The 15,352-nt window shown below is 72.2% G+C and carries 12 protein-coding genes; 3 read left to right on the top strand and 9 right to left on the bottom strand.

Annotated elements, in window-relative coordinates:
• Positions 1-58: 58 nt before the first annotated feature.
• Complete coding sequence (locus MTES_RS03750) at positions 59-1,117, top strand: SseB family protein (protein WP_013583861.1); 1,059 nt, start codon at positions 59-61, stop codon at positions 1,115-1,117.
• A 360-nt stretch (positions 1,118-1,477) separates the two neighbouring features.
• Here the strand turns inward: MTES_RS03750 and MTES_RS03745 are convergent, their stop codons facing one another.
• Positions 1,478-2,104: a DUF1684 domain-containing protein gene (locus MTES_RS03745; RefSeq protein WP_013583860.1), complete on the bottom strand. Its 627-nt coding sequence runs from the start codon at positions 2,102-2,104 to the stop codon at positions 1,478-1,480.
• A gap of 150 nt (positions 2,105-2,254) precedes the next feature.
• Here MTES_RS03745 and ligD point away from each other — a divergent pair, with 150 nt between their 5' ends.
• Complete coding sequence (ligD, locus tag MTES_RS03740) at positions 2,255-3,280, top strand: non-homologous end-joining DNA ligase (protein WP_013583859.1); 1,026 nt, start codon at positions 2,255-2,257, stop codon at positions 3,278-3,280.
• A 204-nt stretch (positions 3,281-3,484) separates the two neighbouring features.
• Here the strand turns inward: ligD and MTES_RS03735 are convergent, their stop codons facing one another.
• The 3 genes from MTES_RS03735 to MTES_RS03725 form a co-directional block, all read right to left on the bottom strand.
• On the bottom strand, positions 3,485-4,528 hold the full coding sequence (locus MTES_RS03735; RefSeq protein WP_013583858.1) for an ATP-dependent DNA ligase: 1,044 nt from the start codon (positions 4,526-4,528) through the stop codon (positions 3,485-3,487).
• A gap of 3 nt (positions 4,529-4,531) precedes the next feature.
• Positions 4,532-5,710: an AI-2E family transporter gene (locus MTES_RS03730; RefSeq protein WP_013583857.1), complete on the bottom strand. Its 1,179-nt coding sequence runs from the start codon at positions 5,708-5,710 to the stop codon at positions 4,532-4,534.
• Positions 5,711-5,932: 222 nt separating this feature from the next.
• A complete protein-coding gene (locus MTES_RS03725) occupies positions 5,933-7,174 on the bottom strand; it encodes an acyl-CoA dehydrogenase family protein (protein ID WP_013583856.1) in 1,242 nt (413 codons plus the stop codon).
• A gap of 101 nt (positions 7,175-7,275) precedes the next feature.
• Between MTES_RS03725 and MTES_RS03720 the strand changes: the two genes are divergently transcribed.
• The gene (locus tag MTES_RS03720) at positions 7,276-7,818 is read left to right on the top strand and encodes a YbaK/EbsC family protein (RefSeq protein WP_013583855.1); all 543 of its coding nucleotides are present in this window, start codon (positions 7,276-7,278) and stop codon (positions 7,816-7,818) included.
• 355 nt (positions 7,819-8,173) lie between these two features.
• On the opposite strand, the gene MTES_RS03715 is transcribed toward MTES_RS03720, so the two are convergent.
• The 5 genes from MTES_RS03715 to MTES_RS03695 all read right to left on the bottom strand — a co-directional run bounded on the left by MTES_RS03715 (position 8,174) and on the right by MTES_RS03695 (position 15,349).
• Positions 8,174-8,842 (bottom strand): TetR/AcrR family transcriptional regulator, encoded by a 669-nt coding sequence (locus MTES_RS03715; protein ID WP_013583854.1) that lies wholly within the window; start codon positions 8,840-8,842, stop codon positions 8,174-8,176.
• A 25-nt stretch (positions 8,843-8,867) separates the two neighbouring features.
• Positions 8,868-10,652 carry a S8 family serine peptidase gene (locus tag MTES_RS03710; RefSeq protein ID WP_013583853.1) on the bottom strand — a complete coding sequence of 595 codons (1,785 nt, stop codon included), beginning with the start codon at positions 10,650-10,652 and terminating at the stop codon, positions 8,868-8,870.
• Between the two features lie 134 nt (positions 10,653-10,786).
• Complete coding sequence (locus MTES_RS03705) at positions 10,787-11,419, bottom strand: LysE family translocator (protein ID WP_013583852.1); 633 nt, start codon at positions 11,417-11,419, stop codon at positions 10,787-10,789.
• A gap of 188 nt (positions 11,420-11,607) precedes the next feature.
• The gene (locus MTES_RS03700) at positions 11,608-13,173 is read right to left on the bottom strand and encodes an FAD-dependent oxidoreductase (protein WP_013583851.1); all 1,566 of its coding nucleotides are present in this window, start codon (positions 13,171-13,173) and stop codon (positions 11,608-11,610) included.
• Complete coding sequence (locus tag MTES_RS03695) at positions 13,166-15,349, bottom strand: molybdopterin oxidoreductase family protein (RefSeq protein ID WP_013583850.1); 2,184 nt, start codon at positions 15,347-15,349, stop codon at positions 13,166-13,168. Before MTES_RS03695 ends, MTES_RS03700 begins: the two co-directional genes overlap by 8 nt.
• Between the last annotated feature and the right edge of the window lie 3 nt (positions 15,350-15,352).

Here is a 15,352-nt window from a genome sequence, read left to right as displayed (position 1 = left end):
CACCTCCGAGTTCACCCGGCGGGGACGCGGGGAGAAGTCACGCGGCTAGGCTGGCCCAATGGCTCTCTTCTCGCGCCGGAACAAGTCCGATGACCGCGCCGACACCACGATCGAACCAGGCGAGCAGCCGGTCGACTCGGCCGGTCCGAGCGACGCCACCGACTCCGCGGACGCCGGCACCGCTGCCGCCGCCGCGCCGACCCCCAGCGTCAACATCTCGACCTCGTCGTTCCGCGGGGTGGGCGCCGCTCCCGAGGCTCCCTCGGCGCCGCCGGTCGCCGCGCGCCCGTCGGCGCGTCAGCCCGGGCCGATGGAGGCCCCCGAGGGCTTCGAGTCGGTCCCGGGGCTCCGCGACAACGCGCTGCTCGCGATGGCGCTCACCGAGATCACCGGCCAGCCCGAGACTCCGCAGCTGCTGAACGTCGCCCGTCAGCTGCTGCAGGGGCATGTCTTCCTCCGCGTCAAGGGGGACGCCCGCGCGCTGCTCGCCGAGGGCAAGGACCTCCCTCTCGCGATCGCCACGCGCGGAGAAGAGCAGCTCGTCCTCGCCTACAGCAGCGGTCAGGCCCTCACCAAGAGCGTCGAGGCCGACGGCGACCGCGACACCTCGGCGATGGGGCAGCCGGTCATGGCGCTCCTGCGTCATGTCCTCGGCGGGCCGTACGCCGGAGTCGTCCTCGACCCCGCGTCCGACGACGCCCGCGCGGTTCTTCCCGCGGCGCTGCTGGAGCGGATGGTGTCGGAAGCCGACGAGGAGCTTCGCGTGAAGACGGCGCTCAGCGAGAAGCGCACCGAGGAGACGGCATCCACGATCGTCTCCGCGATCATCGACGGCGCGCCGCTCTGGATCGCCGTGAACCAGACCGAAGAGGGCGGCCCGGTCGGCGTGGCCGAGTCGCGCTCCGCGACGGGCGAGCGCTTCCTCGAGGTGTTCTCGCACCCGCTCGAGCTGCTCGCCCTGGGCCGCGGAGACCAGCCGGTGCCGCTGAAGGTGGAGCAGCTCGCCAAGGCCCTCGCGAGCGACGAGGAGCTCACGGGTCTTCTGGTCGACCCCGCGGGGCCGTGGATCCGCCTGTCCCGCACGGAGCTCGCGCCGGTTCTGGCGCTCGCGGAGTAAGGCTTCCGCTCCCGTTCCCGGATCGCGCCGGGCCGCTGCGTCGACGTGAGCGGGCGAAACTCCTGAGTTTTCGCGGCACGGCCCTCTGGCAAGCGCCGTAGGGCCGGTGGACCGCCGATTTCTCAGGAGTTTCGCCCGTCGCGGATGCCGCGGAGCGGCGCGCGGATGCCGCGGACTCTGGCCCGGATGCCGCTGCCGCGCGTCCGGATGACACGGACTTGAGCCCGGATGCCGCGGACCCGCGCTCGGATGCCGCTGACGCGCGCCCGGATGCGCCGGAGTCGCGCGCGGATGCCGCGGAGCCGGGCCCGGATGTCGCGGAGCAGCGCGCGGATGCCGCGGACCCGCGCGACCGCGCCGTCAGACGCCGTACAGCTCGCCGACCGGCACGGCCACCGGGAGCACGTTGCCTGCCGGGGCCAGCGGGCACGCCCACGCCGGGTCGTACGCGCACGACGGGTTATACGCGAAGTTGAAGTCGATCACGAGGGTCTCGGGGGTGGCTCCCCGACCCAGGTCGGCGCCCTTGATGGTGTCGATGAGGTAGCGGCCACCGCCGTACGTTCCGCCCGGGCGCCCGGCTGCGGCATCCCGAACCGGAATGAACAGACCCCCGCCGTACGAGGTGAGCCGCCACACGTCGAGCGACCCGGTGTCGGGCAGCTCGACCCGACCGATGCGCTCGAAGCCCACTTCGCCGTCGGTTCCGGTCATGGCGACGAAGGAGGCCTCCTCGGCGTCGAGCAGCGTCGCTTCGAACCGCCATGCCGCGTCGTAGGGCGCGAGCGGCAGCCCCTCGAACCCCGCGCGCTGCTCGGGGAGCAACGGCGTCGCGGGATGCCCGGCGAACAGCGCGTCGCGCTCGATGCGCCAGAGCTCGTGGGCGTCTTCGGGGTCGTCGGCCTCGCGCACCGCCTCGTAGAGGGCGAACACGCGGCGACGCCAGTCGGCGATCTCGAGGGCGGTGCGGGCGGCGGGGGAGGTCATGCCTCGAGCGTACGGGCGTCAGGATGCCGCGGAGCCGGGGTGGACAGCCGGCGGCGGGCCGTCCTGTGCCCCGCGCCCCGAACCGGAGCAGACCCCGCCGACGACGCAACGGGGCAGACACGGCAGTGACCGGCGCACTACCGTCGGGGCATGGCATCCCCTCGCATCACGCTCACCGCGCCCGGCCCCCACGGAGACCGCGAGATCGGACTCTCGAGCCCCGATCGGGTGCTGTGGCCCGAGCTCGGCATCACCAAGCGCGAGCTGGCGGAGTACTTCCTCGCCGTCGCCGAGCCGTTCCTCGCGGCGAACGGACACCGTCCCGTGTCGCTCGAACGCTTCCCGGACGGTATCGGCGGCGAGAGCTTCTTCTCGAAGAACCCGCCGAAGGGCGCGCCCGACTTCGTCGAGGCGGTGACGGTCACGTACAACAGCGGGCGGCGGCATCCGCAGCTCATCCTCAGCGAGATCGGGTCCGCCGTGTGGGCTGCGCAGATGAACACGATCGTGTTCCACCCGTGGGCCTCGCTCGCGAGCGACCCCGATCACCCCGTCGAACTCCGCATCGACCTCGACCCACAGCCGGGCACGGGCATCGTCGAGGCGGTCGCGGCGGCGCACGAGTTGCGCGCGGTGCTGCGCGAGGCCGGCCTCGAGGCCTGGATCAAGACGAGCGGCAACCGCGGCCTGCACGTGTTCTGCCCGATCGAGCCGACGCACGAGTTCCTCGACGTGCGGCACGCGGTGATCGCCGCGGCGCGTGAGCTGGAACGACGGATGCCGGATGCCGTGACCACGAACTGGTGGAAGGAGGAGCGGGGTCAGCGCATCTTCGTCGACTTCAATCAGGCGAACCGCGACCGCACGATGGCCGGCGCGTACTCGCCGCGCGCGCTGCCGACCGCGACGGTGTCGACGCCGATCGGGTGGGACGAACTGGACGACCTCGACCCGAGCGCGTTCACGGTGCGGTCGATCCCCGAGCGCTTGGCATCCATTGGCGATCCGTGGGCGGACTTCGCCGCGAATCCCGGCCGAATCGACACCCTGCTGGAGTGGTGGCAGCGCGACCTCGACGACGGTCTGGGGGAGCTGCCGTTCCCGCCCGAGTTCCCGAAGATGCCCGGCGAGCCGCCCCGCGTGCAGCCCTCGCGCGCGAAGGCGCCGACGGAGTGAGCGCGGCTGTCTCGCGACGCAGCGTGTCATGAGAGCAGGGGAACGCGCGAGGACAGGCCGTTTTCGGCGAGATCGGCCTGTCCTCGTGGCGTTCCCTGTTCTCGGCGGGGTGGGGTGACGGGCTGCTTCCGGGGCGCGCCGTTCGGGCGCCACGCGCCCCGCGCCCCGGCACGCGCGCCGGCCCCGCGCCCGCGATTGCGTGGCTCAGTCCAGCACGCCGCCCAGGTCGTACGCGCTCACCGTCTCGAGCTGCGTGAAGGTGCACGAGCGCGCGTCGCGATCGGGGCGCCAGCGTTCGAACTGCACCGTGTGACGGAACCGCATGCCCTCGAGCTGGTCGTACCGCACCTCGAGGACGCGTTCCGGACGCAACCGGACGAACGACACATCCTTGGATGCCGAGAACCGCGAGCGATCGGTCTCTCCGACGACCGCTTCGCCCTCGGCATCCCTCTCCACCAGCGGGGCGAGCTCGTCGATCAGCTCGAGGCGCCGCTTGTCGGTCCAGGCCGACACGCCACCGACGCCGTGGAGACGGCCCTCGTCGTCGTACAGCCCGACGAGCAGCGAGCCGACGCCCTGACCCGACTTGTGGATGCGGTACCCGAGCGCGACGACGTCGGCCGTGCGGGCGTGCTTGATCTTGAACATCGTGCGCTTGTTCGGTGCGTAGGGCTGGGCGAGCGGTTTCGCGACGACGCCGTCGAGTCCCGCGCCCTCGAACTCGGCGAGCCACCGGCGCGCGAGGTCGGGATCGTCGGTGGTGCGCGTGACGTGGACGGGATGAGGCACGCGACCGAGCAGGTCTTCGAGCTGCGCCCGGCGCTCCGAGAACGGCTCCGCTTGCAGGTCGCGGTCTCCGCGGGCGAGGAGATCGAACGCGATGAACATGGCCGGGGTCTCTTCGGAGAGCATCGTCACGCGCGAGGCGGCGGGGTGGATGCGCTGCGACAGTGCCTCCCAGTCGAGGCGCTGCGCGCCGGGCTCGCCCCGCGCGACGACCACCTCGCCGTCGATGAGACACGGCTCCGGCAGGATCTCGGCGAACGCCGCGACGAGCTCGGGGAAGTAGCGGGTGAGGGGCTTGGCGCCGCGACTACCGATCTCGACATCGGTCCCGTCCCACGACACGAGCGCCCGGAAGCCGTCCCACTTGGGCTCGTAGCTGAACCCGCCCTCGACCTTGGCGTGGTCGGGAACCGCGGGAACCGCCTTCGCCAGCATCGGCGCCGGGATCTCGTACGGCATGGCTCAGTCCGAGCTCTCGCCACCGGCCAGGGGAACGGGGTTGCGACGCTTCTTGCGGCGCGCCCACTCGGCCGGCTCCTCCGGGCCGTTCCAGACGGTGATGATGCCCCAGACCACGGCGGTGAGCGGTACCGCGAGCAGTGTGCCCAGGATGCCGCCGATCGCGGTGCCGCCGGCGAGGACGACCAGCACGACGAAGGAGTGCAGCTTCATCGTGCGGCCCATGAGGACCGGTTGGAGGAAGTTGCCCTCGAGCTGGTTCACGAGCACGACGACACCGACGACGATCAACGCGACGATCGGTCCGTTGGTGACGAGTGCCACGAGCGCCGCGAGGATGCCGGCGGTCACGGCTCCGACGATCGGGATGAACGCGAGGAGGAAGACGAGGACCGCGAGGGGCAGGGCGAGCGGCACCTGCAGGATCAGCAGACCGATGTAGATCCCGATCGCGTCGACCGCGGCGACCGACGCGGTGCCGCGCATGTACGACCCGAGGACGGTCACCGTCTTGTCGCCGATGCGGCGAGCGCGGTCGTAGTGGCTCCCGTGGAAGGGGCGCAGGACGAACTCCCACATGCGCGGGCCGTCTTTGAGGAAGAAGAAGAGGATGACGACCATCAGCACGAAGCCCGTGACGAACGACGCGATCGCTCCGACACTGGTCGCGGCGGCCGTGCCGAACTGGGCGCTCGTGACGAAGGTCTTGATGCCCTCGATCGCTTCGTTCACCTGCTCTTGCGGCACGGCGAACGGCAGCGTGTGGTACCAGTCCTGGGCCTTCTGGAAGCCCTGGACGGCCTGCGAGCTGAGGTAGTCCCAGCGGTTGATCACCGAGTTGACGACCAGCCAGCCGAGGCCGGCGAGCACGACGACGACGGCGAGCAGGGTCAGGAGCGTGGCGATCACCGCGGGCACGCCCTTGCGGCGCAGCCACATCGTGACCGGGCCGAATGCCGACGCGAAGATGAGGGCGAGCACCAGCGGGATGATGACCAGCGTCACCTGTTGGATGCCCCAGATGAGCCCGGCGAGGAGCAGCACCACGACGATGATCTGCACCGCGCGGACCGCGAGGCGTCCGAAGCCGTCGGCCCAGAGACTCCGCGGCGGGGTCTCGACCGCCTGAGCGACGGAGTTGACGGCGTCACGCGGCGCGGGATGACGAGAGAAGAGGCCCATGCGACGACGTTAGCGGGAGGCTCCGACATCGGCAGCGCGGCTTGCGCGGCTCACGGCCACGGATTAGGGCGTCGGCTTCGCGCGGGCCGCGCGGTCGCGTCGACGGTCAGGTGCCGAAACCGCATGTGATCGCCGAGACCGAACGCCGTCGCCGGCATTCGCGTGCGGCTTCGGCGTGCACGTACGGTCTCGGCGTGCGGCAGGCGGGCGCGGCGACCCGGATCAGACGAACGCGCTCATCCCGGTGATGTCCCGGCCGAGCAGCAGCGCCTGCACGCTCTCGGTGCCCTCGTACGTGTGGATGGCCTCGATGTCGGCCATGTGCTGCATGACCCCGTTCTCGAGCAGGATGCCGTTACCGCCGAGCAGATCGCGCGCGATGGATGCCACCCGGCGTGCGGCGCGGGTGTTGTGGTACTTCGCGAGGGAGGCCTGGGTGGGGCGGAGGCCGCCGGAGGACTCGAGGTCGGCCAGACGACGGCAGTAGAGCTGCATCGCGGTGAGCTCGTCGAGCATCTGCGCGAGGCGTTCCTGCACCATCTGGAACTTCGCGAGCGGCTTTCCGAACTGCATGCGTTCGGTGGCATACGTCCGCGCGATCTCGTAGCAGGCGGTGGCGTGCCCCAGCGCCGACCACGCGACGCCGGACCGCGTGGCGAACAGCACGGTGGACGCGTCCTTGAAGGTGTGGGTGCCCGGGAGGACGGCATCCGGAGCGAGGCGCACGTCGTCCATCGCGATGTGGGCCTGATGGATGCCACGGAGCGACACCTTCCCGGTGATGACGGTGCCCGTGTAACCCGGGGTGTCCTGCTCGACGAGGAAGCAGCGGACGTTGCCGTGGTCGTCGCCGCCCTCGTTCTCGACGCGCGCCCAGACGAAGGTGATGCCGCCCGAGGCGCCGTTGCCGATCCACTTCTTGGTTCCGCTGAGCGACCAGCCGTCCGCCGTGCGCGTCGCGGTGGTCTCGAGCGAGACGGAGTCGGAGCCGTGGTCGGGCTCGGTCAGGGCGAACGCACCGAGGACCGTTCCGTCGGCGAGGGGCCCCAGCCAGCGCGCCTGCTGCTCGGGGGATCCGAAGAGCGCGAGGGTGCGCAGCGCGAGACCGCCCTGCACGGCGAGGGCGGTGGCGAGAGAGCCGTCGTGACGCGACACCTCCATGTTCACCAGGCCGGCGGCGAGGGGAGAGCTCTCGGGCAGCTCGGGGTGCTCGATGCCGTCGGTGAACAGCTCGAGCTCGCCCATGCGCCGAAGCAGCTCGACGGGGTAGGTCGCGGCATCCCACTCGCCCTGCATGCGCGTACCGACCTCGTCGCAGAAGGCCTTCGCGCGATCCCAGACCGCGCGGTCGGCGTCGGGGATGTCGGCGAAGACGGCGTAATAGTCGGTGTCGCGGCGGCCGAGCAGGTCGTAGTGCGAGACGCGCTCGCCGGGCAGCGTACGGGCATCGGCATCGATGGTCATGGTTCCCAGTATCGCGCATGTTGGGACTGGGTGTCACGGTTCTCAGGGGTGCCGCCTTGCTGCGGGTCCGCGACCCTCGCCGGGCGGATAGGGTCGCGAGCGTGAGTACGCTGACCTTCCTCCCCGCGACCGAGCACCCCGACCTGCTCGCCGCCCCGGTCGCCGCGGCGATCGCGGCGCTGGATCCCGCGACCGCCGCCAGCATCGAGGTGGCCGCGGTCGACCCGGCCCTCGCCGACACGGCCGCGTTCTGCGAGGCCTACGGGCAGAGCCTCGACATCTCGGCGAACTGCATCGTCGTCCAGGGGACGCGCGGAGGTGCGACCTCGACCGCCGCGTGCCTCGCGCTCGCGACGACGCGGCTCGACGTGAACGGCGTCGTGCGGCGGCTGCTCGACGCCCGCAAGGCGACCTTCGCCCCGATGGACGAGGCCGTCGCCCAGACCGGCATGGAGTACGGCGGCATCACCCCGCTCGGCATCCCGTCCGACTGGCGTCTCCTCCTCGACGCGCGGGTCGCCGCGTTGCCGCGGGCGGTCGTCGGCGCGGGGATCCGCGGCGCGAAGCTGTTCCTGCCGGGCGAGGTGCTGGCATCCCTCCCCGGCGCCGAGGTCATCGAGGACCTGGCCAAGCCCATCGGCTGAGGGCAGCGCTGGGCGGGGTGCGGCCCCGCCTGGGTGCGGGTCCCGCCGGTGGCGCGCCCCTTGCCGGGTGCGGGTTTCGCCGGGGGCACGCCCTTGGCCGGGTGCGGGTCCCTCCGGTGGCGCGCCCCTGGCCGAGGGCGGGTCCGCCGGTGGCACGTCCGCGCGGGCGCGCCGCCTCCGTTCAGTGTCCAAAACACCCGGACGATTTTTCGCGAAGTCCGGGTGTCTTGGACACTCAATGTGGGCGCGGGCGCGGGCGCGGGCGCGGACATGGCCGCATCAGCGAGCGCGGGCACGGGCGCGGCCGCGAGCACGGGCACGGCCGCGGCCGCAGACGTGAGAGCCGGCGCGCAACCTACTCGCGCAGCGACGCGCGCAGGCGCCGCGTCACCTCGGCGGCGGGCATGCGGCGGGGGAATGCCGCGACGATGAGATCGTCGCCGGCCGGGTCGTCGCCGTCGGGGTGCACGCCGTAGCGGCGAAGCACGTCGTCAAGAGCGCGACGGAGAACGGGTGCCGGGACCCGGGCGCCCCGCATGAGCCGGCGCAGCACGTGGTTGTGCACCGCGGTGACCAGGGCGGCGAAGCCGACGGCATCCAGGGGGTCGAGTCCGGGGAGCGCTTCGCGCAGGTACTCGTCGAAGAGGCGCTCGTAGCGGAACACCGTGATGATCTCGCGGTCGCGCAGCCCCGGCACCTGGCGCACGATGGCGTAGCGACGGCGCGCGAGCTCGGGGTCGGCCGCGAAGTGCCGGAACACCCGCACCGACGCCTCGCACACTGCGGCCCAGGGGTCGTCGTGCGGCTGCGCGAGGTACGCGCGCGTCTCGTCCAGCAGGACTTCGTGGTCGGCGAAGACGACGTCTTCCTTTCCGCCGAACTGCCGGAAGAACGTCGAGCGCGAGACCCCCGCGGCCTGCGCGATCTGCTCGACCGAGGTCTGGTCGTAGCCGCGTTCGGCGAACAGGTCGATCGCCGCGGCCACCACGGCCGTGCGGCTCGAGGGGGCAGCGGCGTCACTCACACCCGAAGCCTAACCGCGCGGGGTCTCAGCGACGGCGCGACCGCGCCCGCACGACGACGACCACGATGCCTCCCACGACGAGCAGCACGATCGCTCCGATGGCGAGCGGCAGTGTCGCCGAGGCATCCATTCCGCTGTTCGCGAGGTGCGAGGGGCCGGCCTCGGGGGTCAACGTGGGCTCGGGGGTGGTCGGTGTCGGCGTCGGCTCCGGCGAGGGGGTCGGGCTGGGGGTGGGGGTCGGCGCGGGCGGTAGCGCGGCCAGGGCCGCTTCGGCGTCGATTAGTCCCGCGCCCACCGAGTTCGCCACGGACACGAAGTCGTTCGGAGCGTCCAGGGGATATGCCGTCGACGTGAGAAGGGAGCGGAGCCCCTCCTGGCCGAGGTCGGGCGCCTTCGACAGCACCAGTGCGGCGACCGCTGCGGCGTTGGGCGCGGCGGCGGAGGTCCCGATGAAGAGCTTCACACCGGGCTCGTCGGTGCTCATTCCCAGCACCGAGTTGCGCGCGCGATCGACCGACAGGACATCCGGCTTGGTCAGGACGGGGCGCGGGGCGAGGATCGTCGACGGAGGGTCGGCGGTGGCGGGACCGAACGCCCACACGACGGGGCCGTAGCTGCTGAAGAACTCCGCGTCGAACGGGTCGGCAGCGGGTGCGGCGCCGATGGAGAGGGTGGCGGGGTCGCCGGGGTGCCCGGTGTTCGTCCTGCCGACGATGTCGTCGCCCGCGGAACGCCAGTATTCGGCCGACTGCAGGGCGGCGTTCTGACCGAAGAGAACCGAGATCGGGGGCAGGGGGAGCGAGGTCTCGGCATCCGGAACCACGATGCGCGCGACCGCGATCTCGACCTCCATCGGGGTCGCGGAGGCGGGAAGCGTCACGGTGAATCCGGGGGTGCCATCGAGCATCCGCGTCGGCGGCGTCGCAAGGGCCTGGCCGTCGACCGTCACGACCGGGACCAGGAGGCCGCTGACGCGGCCCAGCGGTTCGCCCCACTGCACGTCGACGGTGATGCCTCCGTTGCCGGGGACGGTGTAGCCGAGGGTGGCATCCGTGCCCTCGCCGGGATCGGCATCGAGACAGTCGACGGGGGTGTCCCAGCCCTGCGCCTGCGCGGCGGTCACGACCTCGTCGGGGCACGCCATCGGCCGGTAGGCGCTCGTCTCCCATCCATTGATCGGGGACGCGGTCTGGCCCGGGCGGGGCTGTGTCGCGGTCATCGTGGAGTTGCCGGCGGCCGAGAAGTACGCGACGCCCGCTGCGTTCGCCCGGGCAATCGCCTCGCCGACGGGCGAGCGTTGGAAAACGGGCTCGTTCTTGGGCTCGACATCGTCGACGATGACGTCGGCTCCGTCGGCGACGAGCATCTCGATCGCTTCGATGACGGATGCCGCGTGCCCTTCGTCGACGGAGGCGAAAGCGAGCTCGGCACCCGGCGCGATGCCGTGCACGAGCTGGACCATCGCGCGGCCTTCGTCCGTGCCCGCGGCGGCCTCGCGCACCACGTGCACGGGCGTCTCGTGTCCGCAGGGGTTTCCCGGGCCGGGGAGGAGACCGTTCGCGATGTCGTCCTCGACGGTCGCGCCGGGAGCCGAGGTGCGGGCGAAGGAGTCGGAGATGACACCGACCTTCACGCCCGTCCCGTCGACCCCGAACCTCTCGCGCGCGATGTCGGCGCGCAGCGGCGCGTCCGCGTCGACGGGGATGGTGCGGCAGGATTCCGGCGCGGCGGGCGTGGCGGCGAGAGCGGCAGGGGCGACCCCGCCCGCGACGAGGATGAGGGCAAGGGCGAAACCGACGGACGTACGCAAGGCGGGGGACTCCTGGTCGACGACGCCGTCGGCCGGGTGGCTCGGCGGTGGCTCGAGGAGCCGACGAGCCTCATCCTAGGGGGTGTACTCAGCTAACGCACAGGTTTCTCGCGAGCGCGAGGGGGCGCTCCCGGTCAGCTCTTCGCGCCGGTGAGCGCGAGCGCCCCGCCGAGCCCGATCATCATGAATCCCCCCGTGCCGGACAGCGTGGACAGGCGCTTCGGGGAGCGTGCGAACCACGTCCGCGCCGTGCCGGCGGCGACGGCCCAGATCGAGTCGCACGTCACGGCGAGCACCTGGAAGATGAGCCCGAGCACGAGCAATTGCAGCCATACCGCGCCGGCGTGCGGGTCGACGAACTGCGGCAGCACCGCGACGAAGAACGCGATCGTCTTGGGGTTGGTGACGCCCACGACGAAGCCTTGACGCAGCAGCGTCCAGCGCGAGGTGGGAACGCGCGACGGAGCGGCGACGTGGTCGTGACGGTGACGGATGGCCTGGATGCCGAGCCAGACGAGGTACGCGGCACCGATGATCTTCAGGACCGTGAACGCCACGATCGACGACGCGACGAGGGCGCCGATCCCGAAGGCGGTCGCGAGGATCGCCGGGATGTTCCCGAGGGCGTTGCCGACGACGCTCAAGACACCCGCACGGCGTCCGAGCGCGATGGACCGACCGATGACGAACAGCACGCTCGGCCCCGGGATGGCGATGAGGACGGCCGACGCGGCGACGAACGCCAGGAGGGTCTGAATCGGTGGCATGCGTGAAGCGTACTGCTCGTGCGTTTCGGGGCGGTATCGCCGCCGGCGAGCGGGCGGAACTCCTGAGATTCCGGATGCCAGGGGCCCGGCGTCCCGCCAGGACCGCCGCGCGGAGGGGGTTTCTCAGGAGTTTCGCGCGCCGGCCGACGGGCATCGCCGGTGAACGCACGTGAGGCCAGGCGCCGGCCCTACGCCGGGACGGCCTCGCGCGCCAGCAGCTCGCTGATCCGGCCCACGCACCCGCCGCAGCCCGTGCCCGCGCGGGTCGCGGCCTTGACGCACGCGACGGTCGGCTCTCCGGCGGCGACGGCGTCGCGGATCGCGCCGGCACTCACGCCGTTGCACCAGCACACCGTGGCATCCGCGGCGAACGGGTCGGCGACCACCGCCATGCCGGCGTCGGGCGCGTCGAGTCGGAGCAGCGACGAGCGGTCGGCCGGGAGCTCCGAGCCCCGCTCGAACAGAAGGGTCAGCTCGGCGCCGGTGCGCGGCATCCCCACCGCGACGAAGCCGGTCAGCACGCCCTCGACGGTGACGAGCTTCACGTAGGCGCCCCGCGCGGGGTCGGCCCAGAGGGTGACCTGGGGGCCGTGGCATCCGGGAGCGTGTGAGAAGGGGTCGGCGTCGACCGCGCCGCCGGCCACCACGTCGATCCCCTCGGCCTTGAGCATGACGACACCGGGGCGTTCGACGGGCGCCGGGCCCGAGACGCCGGACGAGAGCAGCGCGGCAAGGCGGTCGGCCTGTCGCCAACCCGGCCCGACGAGTCCGCTCGGGCCTCCGGGGACGCGGCCGTGGGCGTCGGCCTCCGCCGGGTCGGCGACGTGTGCGCAGTCGCCGATCGCGAAGACGTCGGGGTCGGTCCACGAGCGGGACGAACCGTCGACGAGGATTCCCGTCGAGGTCGCGAGTCCGGCGAGGGATGCCACTTCCGTGCGCGCCGCGACCCCGCACGACAGCACGAGCAGGTCTCCCGCGAGCACCTTGCCGTCGGCGCACACGAGGCCGTCGAACCACGCGTGACCGTGGTCGTCGTAGCGAAGGAGGATGCTCTCGGCGCGCGCGTGGTGCGCCATCTCCACTCCGACGGAGGCGGCGGAGGAAGCCAGCACGCGGCCGCCGTTCTCATCGAGCGTGCGGTTCATGGGAGCTGCGGAGTGGTACGCCACGACGACCTCGGCCCCGGCCTCGGCGGCGGCCAGCGCGAGCTCCATGCCGAGCACTCCCGCGCCCAGGACGACGATCCTCTGACCGGCTGAGACGGCCGCGCGCACGAGTTCGGCGTCGGCGAGGTCGCGCAGCGCGACGACTCCGCGGGGGAGCGGCGCCCCGCCGAGGTCGAGCTCGTCGGGGGCCGTCGAGACGGACGCGCGGTCGCGCCGCGCACGCTCCATTCCGGCGAGCGTCGGGACGTTCGCGCGGGCGCCGGTCGCGAGCACGAGCCGGTCGTAGTCGAGACGGATGCCATCGTGCAGGCGCACCACACGGCGGTGACGGTCGATGCCCACCACCGTCGTCGCGAGATGGAAACGCACGCCGGCTTCTTCCGCGACGCGGCGGTCGTCCATGTCGAGGCCCGCGCGATCGGTGCGCCCGACCGCGTACTCGGCGAGCAGGACGCGGTTGTAGACGTCGTGGGGCTCGGCGCCCACGACCGTGAGGTCGATGCGCCCGTCGCGCACCGCGGGCAGCAGCCCGTCGATCAGCCGCGCCCCGACGGGTCCGTAGCCCACCAGCACCACTCGCTCAGACATGGGTTCCCTCCTCGGTGCGGGTGACGCCCCCGTGCTCGGACGTCGCGACGCCGAGAGCGCGCGCAGCGCCCGGATGCTCGGACACGACGACCGGCGGATGCTCAGCACTCTCGGTCGCGGGAGCCGCGGCATCCGGAGCCACCCGCACCCGCGTGCGCTTGAACTCCGGCATCGCCGACGTCGGGTCGACGAGCGCCTCGGTCAGGCGGTTGGCGCACTCATCTCCGGCGTAGTGGAACGGCAGGAAGACGGTGTCATGGCGGATGTCGGTCGTCACCGTCGCCCGCGCCCGCACGGTGCCCCGCTCGTTCGAGACGGCGACGAGCTCATCTTCCCGGATGCCGAGACGCGACGCCGTCGCCGGATGGATCTCGAGCCGCGCCTCGGGGCGGGCGCCGTTCAGCTCGGCGACGCGTCGGGTCTGCGTACCCGACTGGTACTGCTGCAGGTACCGGCCGGTGACAAGGGTCAGCTCGCCGCCGCGGTCGGTGGGCGTCGGGGGAGTGGCATCCACCGGCACGAGACGCGCGCGGCCGTCGGCGTGAGCGAAGCGCTGAGTGAAGGGGCGCGGCGTGCCCGAAGAGCGGTACGGCCAGTACGCCTCGACGCCCGTGTCGAGCAGGGCGTGCGAGAGGCCCGAGTAGTCGGCGATCCCGCCCTCCGACGCGCGCGCGAGTTCGTCGAACACCTCGGCCGGGTCGGTCGACCAGATGGATGCCGCACCCAGGCGCCGTGCAATCTCGGCCAGGATCCACAGCTCGCTGCGGGCACCGTCGGGTCCGGGCAGCGCTTGGTGGCGGCGGATCACCCGGCCCTCGAGCGAGGTCATCGTGCCCTCCTCTTCGGCCCACTGGAGCACGGGGAGCACGATGTCGGCGAGCTCCGCGGTCTCGCTGAGGAAGAAGTCGCAGACGATGAGGGTGTCGAGGGCTTTCAACCCGGCCCGTACGGCCTCGACGTCCGGCGCCGAGACGACGACATTCGAGCCCGCGACCAGCAGCGTCTTCACCGGCCCGCCGAGCTCGCCGAGCAGAGCGGTGGCCGGGATGCCGGCATCCGGAAGCTCATCCGGGTCGACGCCCCACACCCCGGCGACGTGCCGCCGCGCCTCGGGGTCGCGGATGGAGCGGTACCCGGGCAGCTGGTCGGCCTTTTGACCGTGCTCGCGTCCGCCCTGGCCGTTGCCCTGCCCGGTGAGGGTGCCGTAGCCGGAGCCCTCGCGGCCGACGAGGCCGAGCACGAGAGCGAGGTTGATCGCGGCGGTCGCGGTGGCGGTGCCGTCGACGTGCTGCTCGACGCCGCGTCCGGTGAGGATGTACGCGCGTCCCGCGGCGAGACGGCGCGCGGTCTCTCGCAGCTGCATGACGGGGATGCCGGTGGTGGCGGAAGTGCGCTCCGGCCACCACGCGGCAACCGAGCGGCGCAGGGCGTCGAAGCCGGTCGTGCGCTCCTCTATATACGCGCGGTCCGCGAGGCCCTCGGCGATGACGATGTGCGTGAGGCCGAGCAGCAGCGGCAGGTCGGTGCCGGGCGCGGGTTGCAGGTGGGTGCCGGCACCGTCTTCGGTGAGGCGCGCGGTGGCCGAGCGGCGGGGGTCGACGACGATGAGACCGCCGTTCGCCCGCGCTCCGGCGAGGTGCGCGAGGAACGGCGGCATTGTCGCGGCGACATTCGAGCCGAGCAGCAGAATCGTCTGCGCGTCGTCGAGGTCGGTGACGGGGAAGGGGAGGCCCCGGTCCATCCCGAAGGCCCGGTTGGATGCCGCCGCCGCCGACGACATGCAGAACCGGCCGTTGTAGTCGATGCGCGAGGTGCCGAGCGCGACGCGGGCGAACTTGCCGAGTTGGTAGGCCTTCTCGTTGGTGAGTCCGCCGCCGCCGAAGATGGCGTTGGCGTCGGGCCCGTGGGTCGCTTTCGTCTCGCGGAACGCCGCGGCCACGGCATCCAGTGCCTCGTCCCACGTGGTCTCGGCGAGGGTCCCGTCGGGGCGCCGCATCAGTGGCATCCGGAGTCTGTGGGGGGAGGCCAGGAGCTCCGCCGACGTCCAGCCCTTGGCGCAGAGCCCTCCCCGGTTGGTGGGGAAGTCGCGGCCGGTGACCGTCGTGGAGCCCGCGTGGCTGACGGTCATGGCGCATTGCAATGCGCAGTAGGGGCAGTGGGTGTCGGCGGAGCTCATGGG

The organism is Microbacterium testaceum StLB037, from assembly GCF_000202635.1.
GTDB lineage: Bacteria > Actinomycetota > Actinomycetes > Actinomycetales > Microbacteriaceae > Microbacterium > Microbacterium testaceum_F.
Note: the sequence above shows the minus strand (reverse complement) of the source record. Positions and strands in the feature narration are given on the sequence as shown.